Annotated in this window: 18 protein-coding genes; 5 read left to right on the top strand and 13 right to left on the bottom strand. The window is 27.4% G+C overall.

Annotated features, from left to right (window positions below; all coding sequences use genetic code 11):
- Window positions 1–128 precede the first annotated feature (128 nt).
- A complete protein-coding gene (locus BGI42_RS04935) occupies window positions 129–1,292 on the bottom strand; it encodes an AI-2E family transporter (RefSeq protein ID WP_069679258.1) in 1,164 nt (387 codons plus the stop codon).
- 367 nt (window positions 1,293–1,659) lie between these two features.
- Here BGI42_RS04935 and BGI42_RS04925 point away from each other — a divergent pair, with 367 nt between their 5' ends.
- The 3 genes from BGI42_RS04925 to BGI42_RS04915 all read left to right on the top strand — a co-directional run bounded on the left by BGI42_RS04925 (window position 1,660) and on the right by BGI42_RS04915 (window position 5,048).
- Window positions 1,660–2,607: a ribonuclease Z gene (locus BGI42_RS04925; protein ID WP_069679257.1), complete on the top strand. Its 948-nt coding sequence runs from the start codon at window positions 1,660–1,662 to the stop codon at window positions 2,605–2,607.
- 123 nt (window positions 2,608–2,730) lie between these two features.
- Entirely contained in the window at window positions 2,731–4,332 is a 1,602-nt protein-coding gene (locus tag BGI42_RS04920; protein WP_069679256.1) for a Na/Pi cotransporter family protein, read from the top strand.
- Between the two features lie 107 nt (window positions 4,333–4,439).
- On the top strand, window positions 4,440–5,048 hold the full coding sequence (locus tag BGI42_RS04915; protein ID WP_069679255.1) for a DUF445 domain-containing protein: 609 nt from the start codon (window positions 4,440–4,442) through the stop codon (window positions 5,046–5,048).
- A gap of 135 nt (window positions 5,049–5,183) precedes the next feature.
- On the opposite strand, the gene udk is transcribed toward BGI42_RS04915, so the two are convergent.
- Together udk and BGI42_RS04905 are read right to left on the bottom strand one after the other, a co-directional pair.
- Window positions 5,184–5,795, bottom strand: coding sequence for a uridine kinase (gene udk / locus BGI42_RS04910; RefSeq protein WP_069679254.1), 612 nt, complete (start codon window positions 5,793–5,795; stop codon window positions 5,184–5,186).
- 208 nt (window positions 5,796–6,003) lie between these two features.
- Window positions 6,004–7,011: a hypothetical protein gene (locus tag BGI42_RS04905; RefSeq protein ID WP_069679253.1), complete on the bottom strand. Its 1,008-nt coding sequence runs from the start codon at window positions 7,009–7,011 to the stop codon at window positions 6,004–6,006.
- A 334-nt stretch (window positions 7,012–7,345) separates the two neighbouring features.
- On the opposite strand from BGI42_RS04905, the gene BGI42_RS04900 reads away from it, so the two are divergent.
- On the top strand, window positions 7,346–7,828 hold the full coding sequence (locus BGI42_RS04900) for a CarD family transcriptional regulator (protein WP_069679252.1): 483 nt from the start codon (window positions 7,346–7,348) through the stop codon (window positions 7,826–7,828).
- Between the two features lie 153 nt (window positions 7,829–7,981).
- On the opposite strand, the gene BGI42_RS04895 is transcribed toward BGI42_RS04900, so the two are convergent.
- From BGI42_RS04895 to glnA, 6 genes are all read right to left on the bottom strand, one after another.
- On the bottom strand, window positions 7,982–9,601 hold the full coding sequence (locus BGI42_RS04895) for a YrzE family protein (RefSeq protein ID WP_069679251.1): 1,620 nt from the start codon (window positions 9,599–9,601) through the stop codon (window positions 7,982–7,984).
- Between the two features lie 181 nt (window positions 9,602–9,782).
- Window positions 9,783–10,091, bottom strand: coding sequence for a hypothetical protein (locus tag BGI42_RS04890; protein WP_069679250.1), 309 nt, complete (start codon window positions 10,089–10,091; stop codon window positions 9,783–9,785).
- A gap of 333 nt (window positions 10,092–10,424) precedes the next feature.
- Window positions 10,425–11,897 (bottom strand): glutamate synthase subunit beta, encoded by a 1,473-nt coding sequence (locus tag BGI42_RS04885; protein ID WP_069679249.1) that lies wholly within the window; start codon window positions 11,895–11,897, stop codon window positions 10,425–10,427.
- A gap of 12 nt (window positions 11,898–11,909) precedes the next feature.
- On the bottom strand, window positions 11,910–16,481 hold the full coding sequence (gene gltB, locus BGI42_RS04880) for a glutamate synthase large subunit (RefSeq protein ID WP_069679248.1): 4,572 nt from the start codon (window positions 16,479–16,481) through the stop codon (window positions 11,910–11,912).
- Window positions 16,482–16,604: 123 nt separating this feature from the next.
- Complete coding sequence (locus tag BGI42_RS04875) at window positions 16,605–17,162, bottom strand: ANTAR domain-containing response regulator (RefSeq protein ID WP_069679247.1); 558 nt, start codon at window positions 17,160–17,162, stop codon at window positions 16,605–16,607.
- Window positions 17,163–17,187: 25 nt separating this feature from the next.
- Window positions 17,188–18,519, bottom strand: coding sequence for a type I glutamate--ammonia ligase (gene glnA / locus BGI42_RS04870; RefSeq protein WP_069679246.1), 1,332 nt, complete (start codon window positions 18,517–18,519; stop codon window positions 17,188–17,190).
- A 594-nt stretch (window positions 18,520–19,113) separates the two neighbouring features.
- On the opposite strand from glnA, the gene BGI42_RS04865 reads away from it, so the two are divergent.
- The gene (locus BGI42_RS04865; RefSeq protein WP_069679245.1) at window positions 19,114–20,424 is read left to right on the top strand and encodes an aspartate kinase; all 1,311 of its coding nucleotides are present in this window, start codon (window positions 19,114–19,116) and stop codon (window positions 20,422–20,424) included.
- A gap of 213 nt (window positions 20,425–20,637) precedes the next feature.
- On the opposite strand, the gene BGI42_RS04860 is transcribed toward BGI42_RS04865, so the two are convergent.
- From BGI42_RS04860 to glpK, 4 genes are all read right to left on the bottom strand, one after another.
- The gene (locus BGI42_RS04860; RefSeq protein ID WP_069679244.1) at window positions 20,638–20,991 is read right to left on the bottom strand and encodes a DUF1667 domain-containing protein; all 354 of its coding nucleotides are present in this window, start codon (window positions 20,989–20,991) and stop codon (window positions 20,638–20,640) included.
- Between the two features lies 1 nt (window position 20,992).
- Complete coding sequence (locus BGI42_RS04855) at window positions 20,993–22,246, bottom strand: NAD(P)/FAD-dependent oxidoreductase (protein WP_069679243.1); 1,254 nt, start codon at window positions 22,244–22,246, stop codon at window positions 20,993–20,995.
- A gap of 12 nt (window positions 22,247–22,258) precedes the next feature.
- Window positions 22,259–23,689, bottom strand: a complete 1,431-nt coding sequence (locus BGI42_RS04850; protein WP_069679242.1) for an NAD(P)/FAD-dependent oxidoreductase — start codon at window positions 23,687–23,689, stop codon at window positions 22,259–22,261.
- A 150-nt stretch (window positions 23,690–23,839) separates the two neighbouring features.
- The gene (glpK, locus tag BGI42_RS04845; protein ID WP_069679241.1) at window positions 23,840–25,339 is read right to left on the bottom strand and encodes a glycerol kinase GlpK; all 1,500 of its coding nucleotides are present in this window, start codon (window positions 25,337–25,339) and stop codon (window positions 23,840–23,842) included.
- Window positions 25,340–25,363: the final 24 nt, after the last annotated feature.

Genomic DNA, 25,363 nt, shown 5'->3' with positions numbered 1-25,363 from the left:
ATAAATCCTCTAAATTATTAATAATAAAAAAATATAGGATATATTAGAATATATCCTATATTTTTTTAACTCAATATTATTTATACATCAACATTTTCATTTTAAAATCAAGGTTTTACATTTTAATTCTATATGTAGTCCTTAGTTTTTATTTTTAAACCCTTTTTCTTTAGATTTGCTTCTATTATCTCTTTTATAATAGAATATACTACTGCAAATAAAGGCACTCCTATAATCATTCCTATTAGTCCAAGGAATTTTCCTGCAAATAATATTGAAAATAATATCCAAAAAGCAGATATTCCAATAGAATCTCCTAATATTTTAGGTCCAATAATATTTCCATCAATCTGTTGAATTACTAATATTATAATTAAAAACCATAATGCCTTTACTGGAGATAGAAATAAAATTATTATTACCGACGGAACAGCTCCAATGAAAGGTCCAAAAAATGGAATAATATTAGTTATACCAACGATTACTGATATCAATATAACATACGGCATCTTACATATAGTTAATATTATAAATGTTAATACCCCTATAATAAAAGAATCCAATATTTTTCCAATTAAAAATTTTCCAAAAGTATCATTACTTCTGTGAGTTATCTCTATAACTTTCTCAGCAGCATTTTTACGAAAAATAGCATATGTTATTTTTTTGCTCATAGCACAGAATTTTTCTTTATCTATTAATAAATAAATTGATATTATCATTCCTAATGCGATATTCCAAATACTAGATGCTATTTTAGTAACTAAGCTTCCTAAAACAGGTAATAAATTTGTTGCAATTTCTATTATGTAATCAATAAATTTATTAAAATTATTATTTATTAATGGCAGATACTGTTCTGAAATATTTAAATCTAACATTAAATTATTAATAAACTTTGTTGATTCACTAATAAATTTTGGAACATCATTTACTAAACCTATTATACTTTCTATTAGTTGCGGTAATACAAATTGCATAAAAACACCAATTAATAATATAGCTGTAACATATGTAATAAATAATCCTAATCCTCTCTTAGCTCTAAAACTAAGAGATTTTAATTTATTATATCTATTTAATCTTTTCTCATAAAATTTTAAAATAAAATTTAATATATACGCCATTGAAAAACCTATTATAAATGGTTGCAATATAACTATTATTCCACTTATTTTACCTAATAATATTCCAAATTCAGATATAGATAAATAAAATACAATAATAGCGCTTACAACTATAAATGTATACATTGATATTGTGTTATATTTCTCATTCCAATTGATTTTCATTTTTACCTCTCTTTACAATAGTTATTTAAATAATACTATTATTACTTATTATAAATTCTTTATAGATAGCTTTCAATAAAATTCTTATTAAACTAATTAATATCTTAAATATTGATCCCAAAATGTTTTAGCAAATATTATATTGATTTGGTTATTCCAATCATTGAAGTAGTTATTGCACCATATAAATCCATAAAAATATATTCATATTTTTTATTCAAAGCCATCCCCTAAAAGCAATACTTTATCTAAAAATATTATATAAAAATTTTATTAATAACACAAAATAAAACTAGAATTATTTATATTTTATCCTTATTATAATAATATAGACAAATTTTATCATAGTATAGATAGGAGACTTTTTATGATTGATTTATGTATTTTAGGTACAACTGGTGGTATGCCAATGGTTGATAAATTTTTATCTTCAACCTTAATAAATATAAATGGAAGAAAAATTTTGATTGATTGTGGTGAAGGAACACAAGTTGCTATGAGAAAAATAGGCTGGGGATTTAAATCCTTAGATTTAATTTGTATAACCCATTCACATGGCGATCATATAATAGGGTTACCTGGTCTACTTTCTACAATGGGTAATTCTGGAAGAACTGAAAAAGTCACAATAGTTGGACCAAAGGGAATAAATGAAGTTGTTACTGGATTAAATGTTATAAATCCATATCTTCCATATGAATTAGAAGTTATAGAATTAGAAAACAACAAGTTAAACTTATTAGTAAATAAAAATAATATTTCTTTATGTAAAAATGAAGATAAATGTAATCTTGTTTTATCATCATTAGAAGTTGACCATTCTGCTACATGTTTAAGTTATAGTTTTTATATAAAAAGGCGTCCAAGATTTTCTGTAGATAAAGCTTCTAAAAATAACGTCCCTAAATCTTTATGGAATAGACTACAAAATGGGGAAATTGTAAATTATGATAATAAAATATATACTCCTGATTTAGTTTTAGACAATCTGCGTAAAGGCATTAAACTATCTTATGTAACTGATACAAGACCTACTGAAGCTATTCCAGAGTTTATCAAATATAGTGATTTATTTATTTGTGAAGGTACTTATGGTAGTGATGATGATATAGAAAAAGCTATAAAAAATAAACATATGACATTTAGAGAAAGTGCTACATTAGCTAAAAAAAGTGAATGTAAAGAGTTAATTTTGACTCATTTTAGTCCAGCATTAGCTAATCCTGAAATTTTCCTAGAAAATGCAACTAATATTTTAACTAATACTAAAATAGGTTATGATGGTTTAATAAAAAACTTAAAATTTATAGATTAGGTTTAAATAAATAATTTATAAATTTACATATTATAACTTTTAATTTTACTTTTGCTTTATTAAAAGTTATAATATGTAAATATAAAAACTTAATTACTTTTTTATTTCAAAGGAGAGATACGTGTGAATGCTATAAATATGCTTATCGAATTAATTGGGGGATTAGGGCTATTTCTCTTTGGTATGAAGCTTATGGGAGACGGACTTGAAAACGTTGCAGGTGAAAAACTAAAAAGTATTTTAGAAAAAGTAACTAATAATAAATATATGGGAGTGTTCATCGGAGCTCTCGTAACTGCTCTAATTCAAAGTTCTTCAGCTACAACAGTAATGGTTGTTAGCTTTGTTAATGCTGGGCTTATAAATCTTATACAAGCAGCTGGTATTATTATGGGAGCAAATGTTGGAACAACTATAACAGCGCAATTAATTTCTTGCAAATTAGATAATATTGCACCTTTATTTGTGGGTATAGGTTCAATATCTCTATTAATCGCAAATAAAAAAAAGCATAGAGATATATCTTCTATAATATTAGGTTTTGGTATATTGTTTTTAGGAATGAATTTTATGTCTAATGCTATGAAGCCATTAACTGAATCATCTATTTTCTCACAAACTTTAATCCTAGTTGGAAACAATAAACTTTTAGGTGTTTTTTGTGGACTTTTAATGACTGCACTAGTTCAAAGTTCTTCAGCAACAACTGGTATATTAATAGCACTTGCTACAACTGGATCTATTGATATGAATGTAGCATTACCAGTTATATTTGGATGCAATATTGGGACATGCGTTACAGCACTTTTAGCATCTGCTAGTGGAAATAAAACTGCAAAAAAAGCTGGGTTAATACATCTCTTTTTTAATGTTATAGGCGTATTAATATTTGTTCCCTTTATAAATCCATTGACTTCATTCATAAAATATATTAATCCTACAGATGTTGCTAGACAAGTTGCAAACGCTCATACTATTTTTAATATTACTAGTACAATAATTTTATTACCTTTATCAAAACACCTTGTTTTATTAGCAAACAAAATATTACCAGGTAATGATTGTTTAGAGACTGAAGGAGCAATATATTTAGATAAAAATTTATTGGATACACCAATTGTTGCAACTGGACAAGTTTTTAATGAAACTGTTAGAATGGGAAAAATTGCACAAAAAAATATAGAACTAGCTATGAAATCTTTTTTAATTGAAAATGAAGAATACATAAAGCAAGTATATAGTAATGAAAAAATAATCAATACTTTAGAAAAAGAAATAACAGATTATTTAGTTTTGTTGTCAAGTTATGAATTGCCTGATCCTGATAGTAAAATTTTAAGTACAAGTTTTCATATAATTAATGACATAGAGAGAATCGGTGATCATGCAAAAAACATAGTAGAATTAGCTAGTCAAAAAATTAATAATAGTATAACAATTCCATCAGATGCTGTTGAAGAACTCATGAGTATGTATGAGCAAACTCTTAATGCTTTAACTTTAGCTTTAAAATGTTATGAACATAGTGATTATAACAATGCTAAGCATGTTAAAGAAATTGAATTAAAGGTTGATGCATATGAAAAAAAACTTAGGGAAAGCAATATAAAAAGATTGAATCAAAAGAAATGCTCAGCTAGTTCTAGTACTATATTTTTAGATTTAATAAGTAATCTTGAACGAATTGGTGATCATTCTACTAATATTGCAGAAAGAGTACTTTAAATATTAATAAAGATACTTTCCCCTTTTTATATTCTTTTAGTTTTATTTACAATATGATATACTATTTAAGTATTTTTATTATTAAATAAGGGGGAATTCTTTTAACTATGACACATATTTTATTAACAATATTATTTTTAACTTTAATTGGTGGTCTTATAGGTTGGATTACTAATATATTAGCTATTAAATTATTATTTAGGCCAATAAACCCTATAAAAATACCTATATTTAATATAGAAATAATAGGACTTATTCCAAAAAGACAAAAAGAAATAGCTAAAAATATTGGTCAAGTTATTGCAAATGAATTATTGTCTGTCGAAGATTTATTTTCAGAATTAATAAAAGAAGAAGATAAAGAGAGCTTTAATGAATACATAAAAAATAAAATAGGAAATTTAATTTCAGAAAAATTTAATTTTATTCCTGCTCCTTTTAATTCTATGATTAAAAACTATGTTGATGAAATGATTAATAATGAATTAGATCCTATAATAGATGATATACATAACATTACTTTAACAAAGGCTAAAGAAAGAATAGATATTGAAAAAATTATTGAAGAAAAAATCAATCTTCTTGATTTATATAAATTAGAAAGTATAATAATATCTGTTGCCAAAAAAGAACTTAAACATATTGAAATACTAGGATTTATTTTAGGTGGATTTATTGGAATAATTCAATCTATAATAATACTTTTTATAAAATAAAACTGAGTCTAATATTAAATTATATATTTTGATATACATAACATTTTTTAAATAATTAATTTCAAAGAGCAGATATCAATTTATTATTGATATCTGCTCATAATATATGTATTATAAATTACTTAATTAATATTTTTATATAAAGCTACGTATTCTTTCTAATAACATACTAAGTGCAACTATATTGCATCCACCTTCTGGAATTATAATATCAGCTCTTTTCTTACTAGGATCTACAAATTCTTCATGCATTGGTTTTACAGTGGTAAGATATTGATCAATAACGGAATCAAGGTCTCGTCCTCTTTCTTGAACATCTCTTAATAGTCTTCTAATAATTCTAACATCAGCATCTGTATCTACAAATACTTTTATATCCATTAAGTCACATAATTCTTGATTTTCAAAAATTAATATACCTTCAACTATTATTACTCTTGCTGGTTTAACCATTACTGTTTCATTTGTTCTAGTATGCTCAACAAAAGAGTATACTGGATGATTAATAGTCTCTCCATTTTTTAATTTTTTAAGATGCTCTATTAAAAGATCAGTTTCAAAAGAATTAGGATGATCATAATTTAATTTTTTACGTTCTTCTAATGATATATTATCGTTAGATTTATAGTAATAATCATGGGAAAGTATAACCACATCATCATCAAATTCTTCTTTAATATTTAATGATAGAGTAGTTTTCCCTGATCCTGTTCCTCCAGCTATACCTATTACCATTATATCTTGCATAATATAAATTCCTCCATATCACTTATGTTTAACTTATATTTAATATAAATTATTGTTATATATATATTTTTTTCCTATATAATAATAGCATAGCTATTATTATTTATCTATATTAAATTATTTCTTTACTTAAATAAGAAAAGCAGCTTATTGTAAAAGCTACTTTCTTTGAAAATTTTATATTAGTAATTAAAATCAATACATTATTTTAAAGTATAGAAGATTTTTTATAAAAATAGACAGTTAAATTATTATTTTCTTTAGATACAACTGCCTTTTTCTTATTTTTTTGATTCAAATTTTCATCATCTTCAAAAAATTCTATTGCCCTATTTATTAATTTTACATCTATATTATTTTGTACATTCTTTCTGCATAAAATTGCCAACTTATTACTAAAATTATTATCGAATGATGATATATAATTTATCGTTCTATTTCTATCTCTTTTTATTTTTAAATTATTTTTTATATTCTCATCATTATTTTTTACATATGCCTTATTTCTAAGTTCTTCTTTTTTTAAATTAATGTTTTTTAAATAATATGATACATCTTCTATCTCTAGATTGCTTAAATCATTAGCTAAATTAATACCATATTCTTGGAACTTATTAATAGCATTTTTTAATTGAATATATTCTTTGGCATCACTACCATAATGTTTTCTAAATATATTTAATAATTCGTTTACTTTTTCTTTATTATATAAATTCATAAATGATAAATCTTTACTTATGCTATTGGTTACTAAATATGCTTTTTTATACCTTATATTATTAAAAGCTTGTATACTAAAATAAATTGATAATATTATACTAGGAATTGCAAATTCTAATTTCTTACTCAAAATAAAAGTTAAAATTAAAAAGCACCAAAAACATAATCTTGAAATTTTATATTTTTTTATGCCCTTACTTAATTCTATATCTGAATCTATCATTTTTTTTCTTATTATTTGTTTATTTATTAATTTATTTTTTCTTTCTTTAATCCCTATTATAAAAGATTTTAGATTTAACTTTTTCTTCTTAAACAACCATAGCTTCTTTTGCTTTTTTATAATTCCATTTTTTCCATATACTATTAATCTATTTTTATTTACTGAGATATTATCGTCTTTATACTTTGTTATAATAGTTATATCACCATTTGTAGATATTTTAATTTTTATATTCTTTCCTAATCTAAAAATTTTTTTATATTTAATTCTCATTCTAATGGCCACCTTTTCCCTATAATATTTCAGGCTTTAATCCAATAATAAATGTAAATTTCTGTAATTATTTACCTTAATTTTACACTATACCTTTAAAATAATCAAGAGAATATACCTTATTTATTAATCTGTTGTTTTTAATAATAAATTTATTTTTATTTGCTACATATATACATATTAAATATTAATATATTACAAAATATTAATATAACGGTAACTTATTATATTAATATTTAAATTTAACTTATTCCATATTTATTACAAATTTGGATTAAATTTTTGAATAAGTGTTATACTATAAATATATATACTTATGTTAGGAGGTGTTTTTTTGTTTAAAGTTGGTGATAAAGTTGTTTATCCCATGCAAGGAATAGGAATAGTGGAAAAAATAGAAGAAAAATTTTTCTGTGGTAAGAAAAAAAAATATTGTATAATACAAATGTTAAAAAATAGTTTAGAAATAATGATACCTATAGACAGAATTTCTAATTCTAAATTACGTATGGTTAATAATATTAATACTTTAGAAGATATCTTAAACCATATCCAAGACACATCTAATCCTGAGGAGATAAATCTTCCATCTAAACAAAGATATGAAATAAATTTAAATAAAATAAAATCAGGTTTATTACAAGATAGCGTTGATGTCTTTTATAATCTAACTGTTATAAATAAAATAAAAGCACTTAATTCTACAGAAAAACAAATATTAAATACAGCACGCAAATTACTTATAGATGAAATAAGAGTTGTTAAGGATATAAGCGAAAATGAAGCTACTAAACTATTAAAGTCTAGTATTAATTAAACTATCTTTGTTTATTAATCTTATACAAATAATTTTTATCAACTTATTAATTATATTATTTTTATTTGTAAATATTAAATTACATAAAAATATTTCATATCTTACATGTAATAAATAAGCTATATTGCTTAACTTAGCAATATAGCTCAATTTTTAATTAGCTTCTGATTCTTTATTTACTTTAGTACCATTTAATGATACATTTTCAAAATTGTTAGTTATTACATAGTTACTATTTCCAACATTAATATACTTTATTGATACTGAATCACCTATATTGGTTAATGCTACTTCTCTAGATGTTTCAGTAGAAATTGAAAATATGTTATCTATGCCTTTTAATTTAACATCATATATACTTGCTCCTTCTTTAATAACAACACCTATCCTTTCAACCTCACCTAAAACAGTTTCTTCCTTATTACCACCTTCTAAAGAAATATTAGTATTAGTTAATACTTCTAAATATTTATTAAGAGTTGATTGAAGGGTATCTCCAACACCAACTGTATTATAATTTTTTACATTAACCATAGCATATTGTTTTACTAATCCACTAGAATCCTTTAATGTCATAAAATATGTTGGCTCATTTTGAATATTTATTAAATAAGGAAATGTTGCTGTATAACCATATTGTTGTACTTTACCTTCTGCCGATTCCATACTTGCATATTCTGTAGCTCCTGCTGTTTTATATAGTTTAGTTTCTCCGTTTCTTGTATTAGTTAAAGTAAATCCAACTAAACTTTCATCATTACCAACAGAAGTTATTCCTGTATAATAATAACATGTATCATTATTATAAATAACATTCATACCAGAAGTTGATTTTAATTTGTCTTTATCACTAAAATTTAGAATTCCATGAACCAGCTCTCCCCATTTATCTATATACCTCTTTATATATGTCGCTGGTTGAATCCTATCTACCCATTTAGGTAAATTATCTATATTGTATGCTTGTGCTTCTCCTGTTTGTGCATCCATTACTAAAGCACCTACCGCCTTTTTTTCTGCTATTCCAATAGCATTATCATATCTAGTTATAACCCAGTATGGTTTTCCAGAATCATCTAATTCAAATGTATAATCCGTATGCCCAGCCTTCATATCTCTAAGAAATGCTGCTCTTTTTAAATTACTAAATAAATAAGATGAATCTAAATATTTTATATTAAGATCTTTTCCATTTAATTGTGTTACTAATTGAACGTCATTTTGATTTGTTGCACTTACCTTTATATATCCTGCTGTACCCTTTCTGTTAGTAAACCATTTAAATAATGAAGAATGCTCTAATGGTGCTACATAATATAATTCACCATCTATACTTTGTAAATCTAATGTTCCAACATAAACTTGACTACCAAGACTTGCAATTTCTCCTAATTTTTTATCTGCTAATTTTTCGGCTAATTGTTTATCTATAGTTGGTAATTGATTTAAATCTATGTATTGTATTTCACTTGAAAAATCAACTTCATTAATATTTCCTATTAAATTTCTATGAGAACTATAATTAATTATCGGACTGCATACTACTAATAAAACAATATATGCTACAGCTACTGTTCCACCTACCATAATATATTTTTTCTTTCTATTAAGTATTCCATATATTACTGCACACAACACAAATATTCCAGCAATTAACACTGAATTTAGACTTAAATCAAAAATTAAATTACTAGTTAATAAAAGCACTAAACCTATACATAAATATGCTCCTAATAACAATTTTAAGAAACTGATTGATTGCTTATTTTCCATATCACTTCTTCACCTCAACTATTTATTGTAGTTAATATTATATCATAATAAGTTTTTAAATACTACTTTCATTTATTCTTTTTCTAAAAATAAAAAGAGATAAAAAGAATCTATAACTTAAGATTTATTATCTCTTTCTTATATTCAATATGAAATTTATTTTTTAACTAATGTAACAACTTTATGCATTATTTTTATCTTTATCTTTATCTACTTCTTCATAATCAACATCAATTATCTCACCAACGAATTCATCATTTGAGTCATATGTAAAATTATTATTATTCTCATATACATTTTTATCTTGTTTTATATTCTCATTTAATTTACCTTTTTTTCTTTTAATAAATGATATTAATTTTATTAAAAGATAGGCAATTACTCCAACGAATAATATATATGGCAATATACTTAAAAATAATGATATTACTAATACTAATATACATGTACCACCAATAAAATATAATATATTTCTAAAATCGCCTCTCATAGTATACTCCTTTGCAAGCTTTAATTTAATTTATATTATATAATACATTAACTATATATGCAATGCAATAAGAGATATTATTTATTTTATTAAAAGTTTTTTAAAAACTTATTATGTGCTAATGTTTATTTCTTCTTTCTTGATATCTTTGATAATATTAAATCAAGACATAATAATCTAAGTATATCATTTATATTATTAATAAGTATAAATATTTATGTAGATAAATAGATTTCTACTCTTATAATATCAACATAAATAAAAAAATATATTATAAGTGATATTAGTTTTAATAAATGAAACTAATATCACTTATAATTTTAATACATCAAATTATTTTCTTAAAAACTTATTTACACTTAACCCACAATTTATCCCTTCATTAATAGCTGTAACAACCAATGATTGACCTATTCTAGCATCTCCAGTTGCAAATACTTTAGGAACATTAGTTTTAAAATTTAATGAATTAGCATTAATATTATTTTTCGAATTAAATTCTATTCCAAACCCTTCCTTTATGTAAGATTGTGAACCTACAAATCCCATAGCAATTAAAATTAGATCTGCTTCATAAGTTTTTTCTGATCCAGTTACATTTAATGAAACCATTCTACCATCATTATTCTTTTTCCATTCTACCTTTGCAGTATCAACACTTTTTATATTTCCTTCATTATCTGTATTTATTCCTGTAACTGTAGTTAGATATTCTCTTGGATCTTTACCATATATATCAATAAATTCTTCTTGACCATAGTCAATTTTCAATACTTTTGGCCATTCTGGCCACGGATTATTCTCTGATCTATAACCTAAAGGTTTAGGCATTATTTCAAGTTGAACTAGTGACTTACATCCATGTCTAAGACAAGTTCCAACACAATCTGTCCCAGTATCCCCACCACCTATTACAATTACATTTTTATCTTTTGCTGATATATAATTATTATCTTCATGATTAGAATCTAGAAGACTTTTTGTATTAGATTTTAGAAAATCTACTGCAAAATATATTCCCTTTGCCTTCTCTTTTCCCTCTATGCTTAAATCCCTAGGTTTAGATGCTCCTGTAGCTAAAATAATAGCATCATATTCTTCAATTAACTCACTAGCTTTATAGTCTTTTCCAATATCAGCATTAGTTACAAACTTTATGCCCTCTTCTGCCATAAGTCTAATTCTTCTTAATATAATTTCTTTATCAAGTTTCATATTAGGAATTCCATACATTAATAATCCACCTGGTCTATCATTTCTTTCATATACAGTAACCTTATGACCACATTTATTCAAAGTATCAGCTGCAGCAAGTCCTGCTGGTCCTGATCCAATTATAGCTATTTTTTTACCAGTTCTTTTTAATGGTGGATTAGCTACAACTTTATTATTTTTAAAAGCTGTATCTATAATAGCTCTTTCATTTTCTTTAATACTTACCGATGGGCCATTTAATCCTACTGTACAACCTGCTTCGCAAGGTGCTGGACAAACTCTACCAGTGAATTCTGGAAAAGGATTTGTTTTATTTAATCTATTGTATGCTAAATCCCATTTTCCTCTATATATAAGATCATTCCATTCAGGAATCAGATTGTGAAGAGGACATCCTGAAACCATTCCTGAAAATACTGTACCAGATTGACAAAATGGCACGCCACAATCCATACACCTAGCACCTTGAATAGATTGTTTTTCTAATGAAAGGCTATTATGAAACTCATTATAGTCCTTTATTCTTTCTTTAGGAGATCTGTTTAAGCCTATCTCTCTTTTATATTCTAAAAATCCAGTTGGTTTACCCATTATTTAATCCCCCTATCTTCTCTTAATTTCTTGAAATGTCCTAATTAATGCCTCTTCTTTTTCAAATCCAAGATTTGTGTATTTTTCAACAGTTTCTAATATCTTCTTATAATCTTTAGGAATTATCTTTATAAAATTATATTTTTCATTTTCAAAATCATTTAATATTTTATTTCCTTTAACAGATTCAGTTGCCTTAACATGTTCTTCTATTAAAGTCTGTAGTTCTTCTTCATCTTCTAAACTTAATTCTTCTAAAAATACCATCTCATCATTTATATTTGCTTTAAAACTATCATCTTCTTTATAAAGATAAGCTATTCCTCCACTCATTCCAGCTGCAAAATTAATTCCAGTCTTTCCTAACACAATAACTTTTCCACCTGTCATATATTCACACCCATGTGCCCCAACACCTTCGACAACAGCAGTAGCACCTGAATTTCTTACACAAAATCTTTCCCCTGCAATACCATTTATAAATACTTTACCTGATGTAGCACCATATAACGCTACATTTCCAATAAGTATATTTTCATCTGCTACAAAAGTAGATTTCTTTGGAGGATACACTATAAGCTTACCACCCGATAACCCTTTACCAAAGTAGTCATTAGCATCCCCTTCAACTTCAAATGTTAATCCCTTTGGAATAAATGAACCAAAACTTTGACCTGCCCCACCATTACATTTAATAATAATAGAATCTTCTGGCAATCTATTATTTCCGTTTACTTTTGTTATCTTTGAACCTAGTATTGTTCCAAGAGTTCTATTTATATTAGTTACATCTACTTCTAATCTTATTTTTTCCTTACCATTTATAGCATCTTTACATTTTTTAATAAATACTTGTTCATCTATTACTTCATTTAATTTATGATCATATTTTTTTGTTTCATCAAATCTAACAACTCTTCCCTTAAATTTATCAGGAGTATAAAGTACTGAGCTTAAATCAATATTTTTAGTCTTCCAACCATGTATATTTTTCTTTTGCTTAAGTCTATCAGTTCTACCAATCATCTCGTCAATTTTTCTATATCCAAGTTTAGCCATTATTTCTCTTAATTCTTTCGCAATAAAATACATAAAATTAACTACATATTCTGGCTTTCCCTTAAATCTCTTTCTAAGTTCTTCATTTTGAGTGGCTATTCCTACTGGACAAGTATCTAAGTTACATACTCTCATCATAACACAACCAAGTGATACTAACGGTGCTGTTGCAAACCCAAATTCTTCAGCTCCAAGAAGTGCTGCAATTGCAACATCCCTTCCTGTCATAAGTTTTCCATCAACTTCCAATCTTACTCTTTCTCGAAGCTCATTAATTAATAATGTTTGATGAGCTTCTGCAAGGCCAAGTTCCCAAGGCAATCCTGCATTTTTAATTGAATTTTTAGGTGATGCCCCCGTACCTCCATCATATCCTGATATTAATATTACATCTGCTCCACCTTTAGCAACTCCAGCTGCAACAGTTCCAACACCACATTCTGAAACTAATTTCACAGATATTCTTGCATCCATATTTGCATTTTTTAAATCATAAATTAATTGTGCTAAATCTTCTATTGAATATATATCATGATGTGGTGGTGGTGATATAAGTCCAACTCCAGTTGTTGAATGTCTGGTTTCTGCAATCCATGGATAAACCTTAGTTGCTGGAAGCTGACCACCTTCACCTGGTTTTGCTCCTTGTGCAAGTTTTATTTGAAGCTCATCTGCATTTACTAAGTATTCAGAAGTAACCCCAAATCTTCCTGAAGCAACTTGTTTTATTGAAGATCTTCGTGAATCTCCATTTTCATTTACAATCCATCTTTCTCTATTTTCTCCACCTTCACCTGAATTGGATTTTCCACCAATTCTATTCATGGCAATAGCTAGTGCTTCATGAGCTTCTTTAGAAATCGATCCATATGACATAGCTCCAGTTTTGAATCTTTTAACTATTTCTGATACTGGTTCCACTTCATCTAATGGAATTTCTGCTGAATTATAATTAAAGTCTAATAATCCTCTTAATGTTATTTCTGACTCTTCTGAATTAATTAAAGAAGAATATTCCTTAAATAACTCATAATTACCATCTTTAGTAGCTCGTTGCAATTTATTAATTGTTTGTGGATTATATAAATGTTCTTCCTTTTCTTCTCCTGATCTTAATTTTTCATATCCAGGTGAGTCTAATTCAAAATCTGCTGAATACGTTTTATCATTAAATCCTTTTTCATGATTTATTTCCGCTTCTCTTTGAATTTCTGATAATCCTATTCCACCAATTCTACTTATTGTATTAGTAAAATATTTATCTATAACTTTCTTTCCAATTCCTATAGCTTCAAAAATTTGTGCTCCCTGATATGATTGAATTGTTGATATTCCCATTTTAGAAAGTATTTTAATTATTCCCTTAATTACTGCTTTATTATAATTTGCTACGGCTTTTTCATATGAAATTTCTAGTAGTTCCTCTTCAATAAGACCCCTTAATGATTCATAAGCCATATAAGGATTTATAGCTGATGCTCCGAATCCAATTAACGTTGCAAAATGATGAATTTCTCTTGGTTCTCCACTTTCAAGAATTAATCCTACTGATGTTCTAGTTCCTTTTTGAACTAGATACTGATGAAGTCCTGAAACAGCAAGTAATGATGGTATTGGAACTTTGTTTGCTGAAACACTTCTATCAGATAATATAAGCAATGTATATCCTTTTTCATAAGCTTCTTGTGCCTTATCAAACATTTCCTCTAAAGCATCTTCTAGAGAAGTACCCTTATCAAAAACTATATCTATAATTTTTGATCTTAATTCTCCTTTATTAAGTGATTTTATTTTAGATAATTCTTCATTATTTATTATTGGAGCTTCAAGTTTTAATAGTTCACAATTTGAAGCTTTGTCTTCCAAAATATTACCTTCTGGTCCTAAATAAACATTAGATGCTGTAACGATTTCTTCTCTTATTGCATCTATAGGTGGGTTTGTTACTTGAGCAAATAATTGTTTAAAATAATTAAATAATAATTGTGCATCTTTAGACAAAGGTGCTATTGGTACATCTATTCCCATTGCTGCAAGTGGCTCTACACCCTTTTCAGCCATAGGAAGAATAGTTGTTTTTATTTCTTCGTATGTATATCCAAAAGTTTTTTCTAATCTTTTTCGTGTATATTTATCATATTCTATTTTAAAACTCTTTCCTTCATTAATCTTGTCTAGAGTAACCAAATTTTCCTCAAGCCATTTTTTATAAGGATACTTTGTAGCATATTTATGTTTTAATTCTTCATCATCAATAACTTCCTTTTTGACAGTATCAACAATAAGCATTCTTCCCGGTCTTAATCTATCTTTCTTCTCAACATTTTCTGCTGGAATATCTAAAGCACCAACTTCTGAAGATAAAATTAATCTTCTATCCTTAGTTATGTAATATCTAGATGGTCTTAATCCATTTCTATCTAATACAGCTCCTACTTTTTCACCATCAGTAAATACTATTGCTGCTGGTCCATCCCACGGTTCCATTAATGTAGCATTGTATTCATAAAATGCTCTTTTTTCCTTACTCATAGTTTTGCTTTTTTGCCATGGTTCTGGAATAGTCATCATTACAGCTCTGGTTAAATCTATTCCATTCATATATAGAAATTCTAAATTATTATCTAATATTGCTGAATCAGATCCTTCTTTATTTATAATTGGTAATACTCTGTTTAAATCTTTTCCAAGTACTCTTGACCTTACATTAGTCTCTCTTGAATATACCTTATTTACATTTCCTCTTAATGTATTTATTTCACCATTATGAATCATAAATCTATTTGGATGAGCTCTTTCCCAGCTTGGAAATGTATTAGTACTATATCTAGAATGAACTAATGCAAGTGATGTTTCTACTCTCTCATCTTTTAAATCTTTATAAAATTCTCTTAATTGAGTTGAAAGTAGCATGCCCTTGTATACTATTGTCTTTGATGAAAAAGAAGCAATGTAAAATATTTCATTTAAAAATTTACTTATCCATGTAGCTCTTTTTTCTATATTTCTTCGAATAATATATAACTTTCTTTCAAAAGCAATACCCTTCTTTATTCCACTTCTTCTTACAAAAATTTGTTTTATTATAGGCATTGCTTCTAAAGATGCCTTTCCTAAAATTGATGGATTATTGGGAACTTGCCTCCATCCTAATATTTCCAAACCACCTTCTTTACATATATCTTCAACAAGCGTTTCTGCTTCTTTTCTTGCCTTATCATCTTGTGGTAAAAAAATCATACCAACAGCGTAATCACCTTCATTGCCTAAAGTAATCCCTTTTGATTTTAATTCTTCAGTAAAAAATTTGTGTGGTATATTTAATAAAACACCTGCACCATCACCAGTATTTTCATCAGCACCAGTCCCACCTCTGTGTTTTAATTTTTCTAATATTGTTAAACAATCACTTAAAACATCATGAGATTTCTCTCCGTCAATATTTACAATTGTACCAATTCCACAAGCATCATGCTCAAAACATGGATCATAAAGCCCTTGTTTTTTTGGAATAACTTTATTCATTCATATTCCCCCTTAAAATAATAGATTTATAAGTAGCAAAATAACGAGTAAAAATACCTTTTTGATATTATTACTCGTATATTTCACTATAAAAAATGATTTTATGCATCTTAACTAATTTTTTTATAATTTGTCATATAATATTAGCTTAGCTACTTCACTCATCTTTTTTCCTAAATTCATACTAAATTTTTGAATGTATCTAAATGCCTCATCTTCAGTGATATTCTTATCATCCATAATTTTACCTTTAGCTTTTTCAATTATTTTTCTATCTTCTAATGTGTGTTCTAGATTTTGTACTTGTTGTTGTAATTTTAATATTCTCTTTTTACCTTGAAATATAATATCAATAGAATTTTTCAAAAGAATACCAGTTACTTTAGTTCCTATACAATATATATCACTATCTTCTATAAAAGAACGATAAGAATCATTAACTAATGCCAAAAAGCTTGTAAAATCATATAATTTCTCATATACATCCAGTAAACTCATATCTTTAAATTTATAACCTACTAAAACTAAATCTGGTGAATATTGCATAACCATTCTTATTAATTCGTTTCCCGATGTGCATAAAGCTAAAATTTCGTATCCTTCTTGTATCAATAGAGATTTTAACTTATTATTAGTATCCTTATTGCTTAATGCTATTATTATTTTGCCTCGAGATTCCATAATAGCAACCCCACCTTAAATTTTCCTAATACTTATTAAGATAATTTTCTATTTCCCAATCATGAACTTTAGTTCTATAATCATTCCATTCAACAGCTTTAGCTGAAATATATTTGTTATACACATGTTCTCCTAAAGCTTCTTTTGCAAGATTACTTTCTTTCATAAAATTAACAGCCTCATATAGATTATTTGGTAAATTATCTATTTTTTCAGTTTTTCTTTCCTCTTCATTCATAGCAAAGATGTTTGTTTCTATTCCTGCTGGTGGTTGTAAATTATTCTTTATACCATCTAATCCTGCTTGTAAAAGACATGCTAATACTAAGTATGGATTTGAACTTGGGTCTGGACATCTTAATTCTACTCTAGTTCCTGCTCCCCTTGCCGCTGGAACTCTAATCAATGCTGTTCTATTTTTACATGACCAAGCTAAATAAACAGGCGCTTCATATCCTGGTACTAATCTTTTATATGAATTAACTAATGGATTTGTTATTGCCGCAAGCCCTTTTATATTTTTTAATAGGCCAGCAATAAAATTATATGCTATTTTGCTTAATCCATTTGGATCGTTCTCGTCAACAAATGCATTTTTACCATCTTTAAATAATGACATGTTAACGTGCATTCCTGAACCATTAATTCCGAAAACAGGTTTAGGCATAAAGGATGCATGTAATCCATGCCTTTGTGCGATTGCCTTAACCACTAATTTAAATGTCATTATATTATCCGCAGTACTTAATGCATCTCCATATTTAAAATCTATTTCATTTTGTCCTTCTGCAACTTCATGATGAGAAGCCTCTATTTCAAATCCCATGTCTTCTAAAACTAAAGTCATATCTCTTCTTGCATTCTCTCCTAAGTCTGTAGGTGCTAAATCAAAATATCCTGCACTATCTTGTGTTTTTGTTGTTGGCTTTCCATTCTCATCAGTTTCAAACAAAAAGAATTCACATTCTGGACCGACATTCATCTCATATCCAAGTTTAGCTGCTTCAGAAATAGCTCTCTTTAAAATATATCTTGGATCTCCTTCAAACGGTGTACCATCTGGTTTATACACATCACATATTAATCTTGCAACTTTACCTTGTTGAGGTCTCCATGGGAATATTACAAAACTATCTAAATTAGGTCTTAAGTTCATATCAGATTCTTCAATTCTAACAAATCCATCAATAGATGATCCATCAAACATACATTCATTATTTAATGCTTTTTCTAATTGCCTATCAGTTATTGCTACATTTTTTAATGTCCCAAACATATCAGTAAACTGTAATCTTATAAATCTAACACCATTTTCTTTTACTAAATTTATGATGTCTTCTCTAGTGTACTTTGCCATTTCAAATTCCCCCTTAATCTAAAAAAGGCGCACAATGGATATATACATAATACATACATCCATTGAACGCCTTTGTCCAACCAATTTATTGATATTATTATATATCATATTTTCATACAACTCAAGTTTTTTTTGAGCTTTTTTTATTTTTTTTCTGATTTTTTTCGTAATTAGTTAATTTAAAGAACTAGACATTTACCAGAAATTTTATTTCTTTTAGAGGATATTTCCTTTGCATTTAACTCTTCTTCTCTATTATATTTAACAATTTTAAATATAATTATACTGAATATAAATTAAAAACTATTAATCACATAAAATTATAGACTTATTATTAAGCCAATCATTTATTATGAAAATATGATTATTAGTTATATAATAAATAATGATATTAATTAAAATCTTACTTCAATTAAGAATACTAATATTTATTAAAATAAACTTAAAAATACATCTATAAATAATTGAATATTACATAAAATATTGTTACAATTTATTATGTATAAAATTATATAAATAAATATATCTTTGGTAATTATATGTAGTATAATAAACAATTTATCAAAATATATATTTTTTTTGGGGGCTATAAAAATGAATACTATTGTAACAAAATTTGGTGGAAGTTCACTAGCTGATGCTGAACAATTTAGAAAAGTAAAAAATATAATTATATCTAATAATGCTAGAAAATATGTTATACCTTCAGCACCTGGAAAAAGAACTTCTAAAGACTCTAAAATAACAGATTTATTGTATCTTTGTTATGCTCATATCAATACAGGAATATCATTAGATGATGTTTTTGATCACATTAAAAACAGGTATATTGATATTGTAACTGATTTAAAATTAAATCTTGATATACGACCATATTTAGATACTATAAAAAGAGATTTGGAAAATGGGGCTTCTAGTGATTATGCAGCTAGTAGAGGTGAATATTTAAATGCCATAATCCTTAGCAATTATTTAGGTTTTGAATTTATTGATGCTAAGGATGTGATAATATTTAATAATGATAGTTGCTTAAACTATGATGAAACATTAAAATTATTAAAAGAAAAACTCTCATCATTTGACAGAGTTGTTATTCCAGGATTTTATGGTTCTGATAAAGATGGTAATATAATCACTTTCTCAAGAGGTGGTTCTGATGTTACAGGCGCTTTAGTTACTGCAAGTTTAAATGCTGATCTTTATGAAAATTGGACTGATGTTTCTGGATTTTTAATGGCTGATCCTAGAATTATTTCTAATCCTAAACCTATAAGTACAATAACTTATACTGAACTTAGAGAACTTTCTTATATGGGAGCTTCTGTTTTACATGAAGAAGCAATTTTTCCAGTAAGAAATGCTGGAATTCCAATAAATATAAGAAATACAAATAGGCCTAAAGATAAAGGAACTTTTATAATAAAAGATCCTTTAAATGATGATTCACAAACTATAACTGGTATAGCTGGTAAAAAAAATTTCACAGTAATTTCAATTACAAAAGCTTTAATGAATTCTGAATTAGGTTTTTGTAGAAAAATACTTTCAATACTTGAACAACATAACATTTCATTTGAAAATATGCCTTCTGGCATAGATACTGTGTGCTTAGTAATTTCAGATTCTCAATTAAAAAATAAGACTTCTTTAATTGTAGAAGAAATTAAAAGAACTTGTAATCCAGATACTATAGAAGTTCATCCAAACATGGCATTAATAGCCACCGTTGGTAAAGGCATGGCTAAGCAAAAAGGTGTAGCTTCGAAAATTTTTACTGCATTATCAGAAGCTGATGTAAATATAAGAATGATTGATCAGGGTTCTAGTGAAATAAATATATTAGTTGGTATTGAAAATAATAATTTCGAAAAAGCTATAACTGCAATTTATAATTCATTTAATTAGTATTAAGTGTTATTTAGAATATATATTTGCAACATTACAATTATGGAGTATTTAAAAGTAATACTAAAAATTTAAAAATAAATCTATAAAAAATGGATTCGCAATTTACACGAATCCATTTTCTACTCTATAAAATTTAATAAAAATAAATCTAATTTAAGTACATCAACTAAAATAGCACGCTAAAACCTTAGCGCACTATTTATATACATATTAAATTGCATCCATGTTTCTAGTTGCTATAATATCAATTCCTGTTCCTAATACATCTTTAACTACAACATCTCCTATTTTAACTGGTGCTTGTAATTCTACTCCAGCTAAAACTTCCATACATTTGAAGTTAAGATCCTTTGGAATTGCTCCATTAGTCTTTACAGGGATAACTGAATGTTGTCCACCTTTTATTTTAACAGTTGAAGTTATAACTCTAACTGGATGAGTAACTTCATTTATACCATATTCAGCACCTCTTTTACAAGTGTTACCTGTTACAGTATTATTTTCAACATCTACTTTTAAATGACAACCCATTGGGCAGCTTATACAAATTAATTCTTTTATCATCTTATTCACCATCCTCTAATGATATTGTAATATCACCTTTAACTTTTTCTAATAAAGGCTTACTTAAAATAACCTTTTCCATTTCTGATGGTGCTAAGTGAGCTCTCTTAAACTTAGCAATTTGTTCACCATTACATCTTACAACTAAAGCCTTATTATGATAGATATTGTTAACTCTCATGAATATAGTTAATTTATCATCTACTGCTTCTATATCAAGTTTTTGAGGTACTGTATAATTAACGTTTTGTCCGTTGATTATATTTACATATTCACCTTTCTTAAGTTGTTTTTTGATATATTTAGCAGCCGCTTGTCCCGCATGCTTTGATTCTTGGGTAACAAAATCAACTAAGTCATGAACATGTACTACATTACCACAAGCAAATACTCCATCCATTGAAGTTTCCATATTCTCAGTTACTACTAATCCATTAGTTCTGTTATCCTTTTGAATACCAGCATTTGTTGATAATTCATTTTCAGGGATAAGACCTACTGATAATAATAATGTATCAACATCAAATTCTTTTTCAGTTCCTTTAATTGGTTTTCTATCTGGACCTACTTCAGCAATTACAACTTTTTCTACTCTCTTATCTCCTATAATATCAATTATAGTATGTGATAAATATAGAGGTATATCATAATCATTTAAACATTGAACAATGTTTCTGTTTAATCCATTAGAATATGGACATAATTCAACAACAGCTTTAACTTTAGCACCTTCTAATGTCATTCTTCTAGCCATTATTAATCCAATATCTCCAGATCCAAGTATTAATACTTCCTTACCAGGCATATATCCTTCCATATTTATATATCTTTGAGCAGCACCTGCTGTAAATACACCTGCTGGTCTATCTCCTGGAGTATTAATAGCTCCTCTAGTTCTTTCTCTACAGCCCATTGCAAGAATTACTGCTTCTGTTTTTAAAGTCATATAACCTTCTTCTGAGTTAATTGCATGAACAGTTTTATCTGTATCTATATTTAATACCATTGTATCCAATTTAACTTCTACATTAGTATCTTTTAACATATCAATAAATCTGCTTGCATACTCAGGTCCTGTTAGTTCTTCTTTAAAAGTATGAAGTCCAAAACCATTATGTATGCATTGATTTAGGATTCCTCCAAGTTCTTTATCTCTTTCTAATATTAATATCTTCTTAATTCCATTAGTATATGCTTCGTGTGCTGCTGCAAGTCCTGCTGGACCTCCACCAATTACTATTAATTCATAACTCATAATTAAAGCCTCCTACTTAGTTTTTCCTGTTAAAATGTAAGAACCATCTTTTTCTTGTACTACTTCTTCTAATTTAACACCAGATTCTCTTGCTATTATTTCTTGAACTCTTGGTCCACAGAATCCACCTTGACATCTTCCCATTCCTGGTCTACATCTTTTCTTAACACCATCTAAAGAAAGTGTTCCAAATGATCTGTTTATAGCATCAACAATTTCTCCTTCAGTAATGCTTTCACATCTACAAATCATTCTACCATATTGTGGATTTCTCTTGATCATTTCAGCTTTTTCTTCAGCTGATAATTCCATAAAGTGAATTTGATGTCTCTTGGAAATGAAATTATCTTTCTTAGTTAATTCAAGACCTGAATTTCCTAATATCTCCACTACAGCTTCAGCTACAGCTGGTGCAGAAGATAATCCTGGTGATTTCATACCTGCGGCATCAACAAATCCTTTAACTTCATCGTTTTCTTCAACTATAAAATCTCCTGTACTTGGAGTTGCTCTTAATCCAGCAAAGTTTCTTATACTTTCTCTGAAATTAATTTTTGTAGTAGTATGCATAGAAGATTCTCTTATTTTTTCTAATCCTTCTGCATTTGTTCCTAAATCTTCTTTATCTTCTATATCTATAGCATCTGGTCCTACAATAAGATTTCCATGTACTGTTGGACTAACTAAGATGCCTTTTCCCATTTTAGAAGGACAAGGGAAAATTGTATGAGATACTATATTGCCTTGTGATTTATCCATTACATAATATTCGCCTGTTCTTGGTGTAATAGTGAATTTTTCTTTACAAATCATATTGTGTATTTTATCTGCATATAAACCTGAAGCATTAACTATATATTTAGTTTCTATTTTATCTCCATCAGCTGTTTCTATTGTAAAGATTCCATTTTCTTTCTTAATTCCAACAACTTCTTTTTTAAGTTTAATCTCTCCACCATTAGTTACACCGTTTTCACATAGTGCAATTGTAAATTCAAATGGTCCTACAATACCACCAGTTGGTGCATATAAAGCTCCACGAACTTCATCTGTAAGATTTGGTTCCATTTTTAATAATTCTTCTTTATCTATAACTCTTAGGTTTTTAACTCCTATTTTAGTACCATTTTCACAAAGATCTCTTACTGTTTGCATTTCTTCTTCTGAATGAGCTACAACTAATGAACCATTTCTCTTAAATGGAACATCTAACTCTTTGCAAAGATCTTCATACATTTCATTTCCTCTTACATTGTACTTAGCCATTAAAGTACCTTCTTTTGGATCATATCCAGCATGTACTATTGCTGAGTTAGCTTTTGAAGTACCCATAGATACATCCTTTTCTTTTTCTAAAACAGCTACTTTTAAGTTATATTTAGTTAATTCTCTAAATATAGAAGCTCCAATGACACCAGCTCCAATTATTGCTACATCATACATATTTTATCCTCCTTTTATATAACAAAAGAGCCAATCACAAACACAAATTACAAAAAATAATTAAGTAACCTGTCTTTGTGCTTGACTCTAATTCTCTAAGCACTTTTATTTATTTTATATTTATATTATAACATAAATGTTTAAGTTTGTCTACTCTTCTATCCAACCTTCAACTCTTGAAACAGCATTTTTCCATCCCTTGTATAGCTTTTCTCTTTTTGCATCATCAAAAGTTGGATCATAGCTTTGACTAACAGCCCATTTAGTTGCGATTTCTTCTTTTGATTCCCAAAATCCAACTGCAAGACCTGCTAAATAAGCTGCTCCTAAAGCTGTAGTTTCAGTAATAATTGGTCTAAGAACTTGAGTATTTGAAATATCAGCTTGGAATTGCATTAATAAATTATTTCTACTAGCTCCACCATCAACTCTAAGTGATGCTAATTTACATCCAGCATCTTCTGCCATAGATACTAATAAATCATTAGTTTGATAAGCGATAGATTCTAAAGCTGCTCTAATTATATGATTTCTATTAGCTCCTCTAGTTAAACCAAAGATAGCTCCTCTAGCATACATATCCCAATACGGTGCACCTAGTCCAACAAATGCTGGTACTACATAAACTCCACCATTATCATCTACTTTTTTAGCAAAGTATTCAGAATCAGCCGCATCATGAATAAATCTAAGTTCATCTCTTACCCATTGAATTACAGCTCCACCAACAAACACTGAACCTTCTAAGGCATATTCTACTTTATTATCTATACCAACAGCAATTGTAGTTACAAGACCATTCTTACTAAGAACCATATCTTCTCCAGTATTCATTAATAAGAAACATCCTGTTCCGTAAGTATTTTTAGCACTACCTTTTTCGAAACAAGTTTGTCCAAATAATGCACATTGTTGGTCTCCGGCCATACCAGCTATTGGAACTCTAACGCCACCAACGCCGCCAAGGTTAGTATGTCCATAAACTTCTGAAGAATTTTTAACTTCTGGTAACATCGAAGTTGGTATTCCTAATTTATTTATGATTTTTTCATCCCATTTTAAATCTTTTATATTGTATAACATAGTTCTAGAAGCATTAGTGTAGTCGGTTACATGAACCTTACCATTTGTTAACTTCCATACTAACCATGTATCAACTGTACCAAACAATAAATCGCCTTTTTCAGCTCTTTCTCTTGCTCCTTCAACATTATCTAAAATCCATTTAATCTTAGTTCCTGAGAAGTAAGCATCTAATAACAATCCTGTATTTGCTTTTACATATTCAGCAAATTCTTTATCTTTCTTTAATTCTTCTACTATTCCAGCAGTTCTCCTACATTGCCATACTATAGCATTGTAAACTGGCTCCCCTGTATTTTTATCCCATACTATTGTAGTCTCTCTTTGATTTGTTATACCTATAGCTGCTATTTCATCAGCTGTAATGTTAGTTTTTGCTAATACTTCTTGAAGCACTCCATATTGGCTTGACCATATTTCTAATGGATTATGTTCTACCCATCCTTCATGTGGATATATTTGTGTAAATTCCTTTTGACTTACACCAATTATATTTTGCTCCTTATCAAAAATAATAGCTCTTGAACTTGTAGTTCCTTGATCTAACGCTACAATATATTTACCCATTTAGTTCACCAATCCTCTCAATAA

Source organism: Clostridium taeniosporum (assembly GCF_001735765.2).
Classification (GTDB): domain Bacteria; phylum Bacillota; class Clostridia; order Clostridiales; family Clostridiaceae; genus Clostridium; species Clostridium taeniosporum.
Note: the sequence above shows the minus strand (reverse complement) of the source record. Positions and strands in the feature narration are given on the sequence as shown.

Bases quoted from the DNA above. Each gene is read 5' to 3' on its own strand.
- BGI42_RS04935 (WP_069679258.1), bottom strand. From the start codon at position 1,292: ATGAAAATCAATTGGAATGAGAAATATAACACAATATCAATGTATACA.
- gltB (WP_069679248.1), bottom strand. From the start codon at position 16,481: ATGAATAAAGTTATTCCAAAAAAACAAGGGCTTTATGATCCATGTTTT.
- udk (WP_069679254.1), bottom strand. From the start codon at position 5,795: ATGCAAGATATAATGGTAATAGGTATAGCTGGAGGAACAGGATCAGGG.
- BGI42_RS04895 (WP_069679251.1), bottom strand. From the start codon at position 9,601: ATGGAAAATAAGCAATCAATCAGTTTCTTAAAATTGTTATTAGGAGCA.
- BGI42_RS04885 (WP_069679249.1), bottom strand. From the start codon at position 11,897: ATGGGTAAACCAACTGGATTTTTAGAATATAAAAGAGAGATAGGCTTA.
- BGI42_RS04860 (WP_069679244.1), bottom strand. From the start codon at position 20,991: ATGATAAAAGAATTAATTTGTATAAGCTGCCCAATGGGTTGTCATTTA.
- BGI42_RS04905 (WP_069679253.1), bottom strand. From the start codon at position 7,011: ATGAGAATTAAATATAAAAAAATTTTTAGATTAGGAAAGAATATAAAA.
- BGI42_RS04890 (WP_069679250.1), bottom strand. From the start codon at position 10,091: ATGAGAGGCGATTTTAGAAATATATTATATTTTATTGGTGGTACATGT.
- BGI42_RS04875 (WP_069679247.1), bottom strand. From the start codon at position 17,162: ATGGAATCTCGAGGCAAAATAATAATAGCATTAAGCAATAAGGATACT.
- BGI42_RS04915 (WP_069679255.1), top strand. From the start codon at position 4,440: ATGACACATATTTTATTAACAATATTATTTTTAACTTTAATTGGTGGT.
- BGI42_RS04925 (WP_069679257.1), top strand. From the start codon at position 1,660: ATGATTGATTTATGTATTTTAGGTACAACTGGTGGTATGCCAATGGTT.
- glnA (WP_069679246.1), bottom strand. From the start codon at position 18,519: ATGGCAAAGTACACTAGAGAAGACATCATAAATTTAGTAAAAGAAAAT.
- BGI42_RS04850 (WP_069679242.1), bottom strand. From the start codon at position 23,689: ATGTATGATGTAGCAATAATTGGAGCTGGTGTCATTGGAGCTTCTATA.
- BGI42_RS04855 (WP_069679243.1), bottom strand. From the start codon at position 22,246: ATGAGTTATGAATTAATAGTAATTGGTGGAGGTCCAGCAGGACTTGCA.
- BGI42_RS04865 (WP_069679245.1), top strand. From the start codon at position 19,114: ATGAATACTATTGTAACAAAATTTGGTGGAAGTTCACTAGCTGATGCT.
- glpK (WP_069679241.1), bottom strand. From the start codon at position 25,339: ATGGGTAAATATATTGTAGCGTTAGATCAAGGAACTACAAGTTCAAGA.